Annotated in this window: 3 protein-coding genes and 1 pseudogene; 3 read left to right on the top strand and 1 reads right to left on the bottom strand. The window is 43.5% G+C overall.

Features of this window, described 5'->3' with window-relative positions; all coding sequences use genetic code 11:
• From AAC147_RS15955 to AAC147_RS15945, 3 genes and pseudogenes are all read left to right on the top strand, one after another.
• A pseudogene (locus tag AAC147_RS15955) lies at nt 1–884 on the top strand (tyrosine-type recombinase/integrase); the annotation flags it as partial.
• Between the two features lie 217 nt (nt 885–1,101).
• The gene (locus AAC147_RS15950) at nt 1,102–2,679 is read left to right on the top strand and encodes an AAA family ATPase (RefSeq protein ID WP_231571443.1); all 1,578 of its coding nucleotides are present in this window, start codon (nt 1,102–1,104) and stop codon (nt 2,677–2,679) included.
• Between the two features lie 161 nt (nt 2,680–2,840).
• Nucleotides 2,841–3,206, top strand: a complete 366-nt coding sequence (locus AAC147_RS15945) for a hypothetical protein (protein WP_052189594.1) — start codon at nt 2,841–2,843, stop codon at nt 3,204–3,206.
• Between the two features lie 911 nt (nt 3,207–4,117).
• On the opposite strand, the gene AAC147_RS15940 is transcribed toward AAC147_RS15945, so the two are convergent.
• Nucleotides 4,118–4,381 carry a PAAR domain-containing protein gene (locus AAC147_RS15940; protein WP_047682831.1) on the bottom strand — a complete coding sequence of 88 codons (264 nt, stop codon included), beginning with the start codon at nt 4,379–4,381 and terminating at the stop codon, nt 4,118–4,120.
• Nucleotides 4,382–4,388 lie beyond the last annotated feature (7 nt).

Genomic DNA, 4,388 nt, shown 5'->3' with positions numbered 1-4,388 from the left:
ATTTTCCCCTGCATTGGCACATGTGATATCACCACACTACGCACTAGCCAACTGTTAGCTCCAGTCAAAGCCATTGATGAACAAGGCAAGCATGATACCGCTCAACGTTTATGCCAACGCATCACATCGATTATGCGCTACGCTGTCCAGAATGATATTCTGGAATTCAATCCCGCTAACGACATGGCTAGGGCACGACTACTGCAAAATCTCATCACCGTCCGGCTCTGCCCCACGAAGATTTACCTGATTTCCTGAGGCGCTTATCCGCCTACCGTGGACGCTTAATATTCAAAATAGCCGTCGAGCTGACATTATTAACATTTGTCCGCATCAGCGAATTAAGATTCGCCCGCTGGCAGGAAATCGATCTTGAAAATGCCGTGTGGAAAATTCCTGCCACAAGAAAAGCCATTGAAGGTGTTAAATTTTCTGAACGGGGCATGAAAATGAAAAATGATCACATCGTGCCATTAAGCCATCAGGCGGTTCGGCTTATCAAAACCCTGCACAAACTGAGCGGTAACGGTGATGTGATGTTCCCCGGCGCTCACTATTCCACGAAAGTTATAGATGCAACAACGGTTAACAGAATTTTACGCAACATAGGCTACGACACTAAAACCGAGATATGTGGACACGGATTCCGCACAATGGCACGCGGGGCAATGGGGGAATCAGGTCTTTGGAGTGATGACGCCATCGAGCGCCAGCTCAGCCATATCGAACGAAACAGCGTTAGGGCAGCGTATACCCATACGTCTAAACATCTGGATGAACGGCAACTGATGATGCAGTGGTGGGCAGATTATCTGGACGCAAACCGGGAAAAATTCATCACGCCCTATGACTTCGCCAAACCGCTGCGCGACAGAAAAAACTGATAATGCAGATCGAAACTAACCAAAATCAGTCCACACTCAATGACTTTTATTAGGGCTGAAATTAATAACTGGATCGCTCAGTATATCGCCGAATCATGGGCGGCATAACGCAGAAAAGAATATGACATAAGAAACATTACATAAAAACTAACGCCCCAGAGTGCTGACACACATCTGAGGCGCATAACCAACAACCGTTTAAGAAAGGTAAAAAACGATGGCTGATACACAGCATACCCAAACTCGCCTTGAATTTACAGCCCAAAAAAAATCGGGCAATCAAAAACCGCTTGATCTTATCCAAACCGTGAAAACCTCCGCTATGTATTCTTGGTCGAACCTGCTGCCTGCATGTGGTATTAATATCCCTGCAAAAGGTAAGCATGGCACCTGCCCTGTTTGCGGCGGTACTGATCGATTTCACTTTATTGATGATCACCATCACGGCAACTGTCATTGCCGCCAATGCGATGCACCAAACTATGGCGATGGGCTGGATTTAGTCGCGAAAACTAATGGACTCACTATTTTTGAAGCAGCGAAAATAGTCGCCGGTGTGCTGGCTTTGCCGTTGCCCGAATCTAAGCCAGCCAGAAAAACGACTTATCCGGCACAATCTATTGCCGAAAAAGTATTGGCATTGATGACGCAATCTGTTACCGGTCAGTCTTCTTATTTGGAAGCAAAGAACTTGCTCTGCCCTAATCAACGGATATTGGATGATGGCTCTTTGTTATTACCGCTGACAACGCTGGATAACACCATAACCGGGGCGCAAATTATTAAGCCGAACGGTGAGAAAAAATTACTCTCTGGTAGCCAGAAAAAAAATGCATTTATTATCGTGTCAGAGCTGGAAGATTACCCTGATACAGTGATTATTACCGAAGGTTACGCCACAGCATTAACTGTTAACCAGCTTTATAAAGGCACAGTTCTGGCTGCAATAGATGCAGGTAATTTGCTCTCTGCCGCAAAAGCTGTTCGGGAGCGTTGGGCAGACACGAAAATTATTATTGCCGCAGATAATGACTGGCATAGCCCTATTGAGCTGGATAAGAACGGAAAACCTCAAAAGAATGTCGGTAAGATCTCAGCAGAAAAAGCTGCTCTTGCGGTTAATGGTTGGGTTACATTGCCGCCTACAGAACACAAAGCCGATTGGGATGATTATCGCCAGCAACATGGTATTGAAGCAGCACAGAAGGCATTTTGTGAGAGTTTATTTCGGGTCAGGGAAACGATGAACAGTTATGCGATAGCAACCCATCACCATGACAATATTGAAAGCATTTATCCAAATAGAAAAACAAAGCTGCCGCTGTCAATCGGCTCAGAAGGCTTTGATGCTCAATTAGATTACGTGGTTAAAGGTATTATTCCTGCATATTCCCTGTGCAGCATTTATGGCGCGAGCGGATCATATAAGAGTTTTCTGGCGAGTGCATGGGGTTGTCATATTGCTACAGGTAAGGCATGGGCAGGAAAACAGGTTGTGCAGGGTTCTGTACTGTATGTTGTGGGGGAAGGCGGGATCAGCGTACCTCGGCGTATCAAAGCATGGGAAATCGTCAACGGCCAGACGGTTGAAAATATGTATCTGATTAATACTCCGGTATTTCCGGCCTCGCCTGCTGAAGTACATGAGCTGGTGATTGCCGCCCAACAGGTTGAAACTGAAACAGATCAACCGGTACGCCTGATTATTCTCGATACCCTCGCCCGCTGTTTTGGCGGGGCTGATGAAAATGATTCAAAAGATATGGGGCGTTCGTTCGGGGCTGTGATGAGCTGAAAGCCAAAACAGGCGCCAGTATTCTCGTAGTTCATCATTCCGGCAAGGATGAAAGCAAAGGTGCAAGGGGTTCCAGTGCCTTTCGTGCAGCGTTAGATGTTGAATACCGGATCAATCGAGAAGGAAAAAAAGGCTGTGCACTGGTTATCACCTGCACCAAAATGAAAGATGCCGAAGAACCGGAAACCAAAGCCTATGATATGCGCGTGGTTGAACTCTTTACCGATAAAGATGGAGAGGATGTTACGTCACTGGCCTTGATTGACAGGCCGCGCGATCCAGTTGAAGCGGAAGAAATCGAGCATGTTTCTAATAAAAGCGATAATCACACGGCATTATGGCAGTGCATCCGGTCACGTACCGTTTTAAAAGAGCCTTGCAGTATCGCCCTAATCCGTGATGACTTAAAGGCAATAGGCGTGAATGTGAAGAATTTCAGCCGCTGGTTAACCAAATTAGAGCAAGATGGCTTGATTACCCGCAACGGGCAGGAACTTATGATTATTAACCAGAACAATAAAGATTAAAAAATGAGGAAAAAAGTGAGGAATGGTGAGGAGAGCGATTTTACTGCTCGCTGTATTCCTCACTTTTCTCACATATATAGAGAAAAAGTGAGGAGAAAAATGAGGCGCAGGTGAGGAAATAAGTTGTTTTCTTATAGCAGGCATTTTTCAGCTCTGCGTATTGCCGGGTTAATGGATTAGCCCGGTAATACGCAGAAGACAAGCGAAGCGCGTCAGGTATAATAACACTGCTCCTTACACGTCTGATGGGATTTCGGTCAAAATGATCAAAGTTCTCTAACATGGAGTCACTATATATATTGCCAAACTATATTAAAGGTGTTTTTAATAAGGATTCAATCTTCTCTATCACCAAAGATAATCCGCCATCTGTATGAATAATATCTATTTTTCTGGTGTCAATTATCAAAGCAAAGCAAAGCAACCAAATGCTCCTCAATTTTGATAATCTAATTCAAGAAGCGAACAACACGGAATTGACCATCTGGTATAAATTGTTTCTGTTCTCGGTGAATTATCCCAAAGATAATCCATTTTGTCATACCACCATTTGGTAATATCACTTTTACAGCGTATACAGGAAGGAATTTCAAAATTTTCCATCCCGTTAAATAGTTCTACGTCTTCAGAAACATAAGATTCAACATCAAGAGAAGGCGGTATTTTAGCCAAAAAACGAGCATATTTCTTTTTATCTTTTATCTTTTATCTTTTATTTTTTATCTGACTTTTTTATTGTTCGAAGAAAGCCTTCTGCTTTATTTATTGCTGACTGCTCTGGAATAAAACAAGGATCTTTAGGTACAAATAGTAAGTAGGAGTCACTCATATAATTTCTATTTATAATGGTCAATCATAGGATAATCAGCTAAGAGGCAACAGGCTCGAAGCTGATTGTTATATAAATAAAACTAAGCGCAAAATCCGCCTTGACTTGCAATCAACTTTGCACCACAAGCCGTATGCATACCTTCTAATGCAATGGGTTTTCCTTGATGCTTTAAGTTATCACTACCTTCTACAATAGGAAAAACGCCTTTGCATTTTGGGCACGTCACTAAGTCACCTTTGGCGGCAATAGGTACACCTTGATAGGCGTAACTATCAATAGCAGTAATGACTTTACCACCATGATCTGTTGCATCGTTTAAGCGGATAACTGCTTTACCTGCCATAGTTATA

The sequence above is a fragment of the Xenorhabdus sp. NBAII XenSa04 genome (assembly GCF_963866145.1).
In the GTDB taxonomy this organism is placed as follows: domain Bacteria; phylum Pseudomonadota; class Gammaproteobacteria; order Enterobacterales; family Enterobacteriaceae; genus Xenorhabdus; species Xenorhabdus indica.
This window is presented reverse-complemented; position numbering and strand designations above follow the sequence as displayed.

Coding starts and splice junctions, on each gene's coding strand:
- AAC147_RS15950 (WP_231571443.1), top strand. CDS start 1,102: ATGGCTGATACACAGCATACCCAAACTCGCCTTGAATTTACAGCCCAA.
- AAC147_RS15945 (WP_052189594.1), top strand. CDS start 2,841: ATGAAAGATGCCGAAGAACCGGAAACCAAAGCCTATGATATGCGCGTG.
- AAC147_RS15940 (WP_047682831.1), bottom strand. CDS start 4,381: ATGGCAGGTAAAGCAGTTATCCGCTTAAACGATGCAACAGATCATGGT.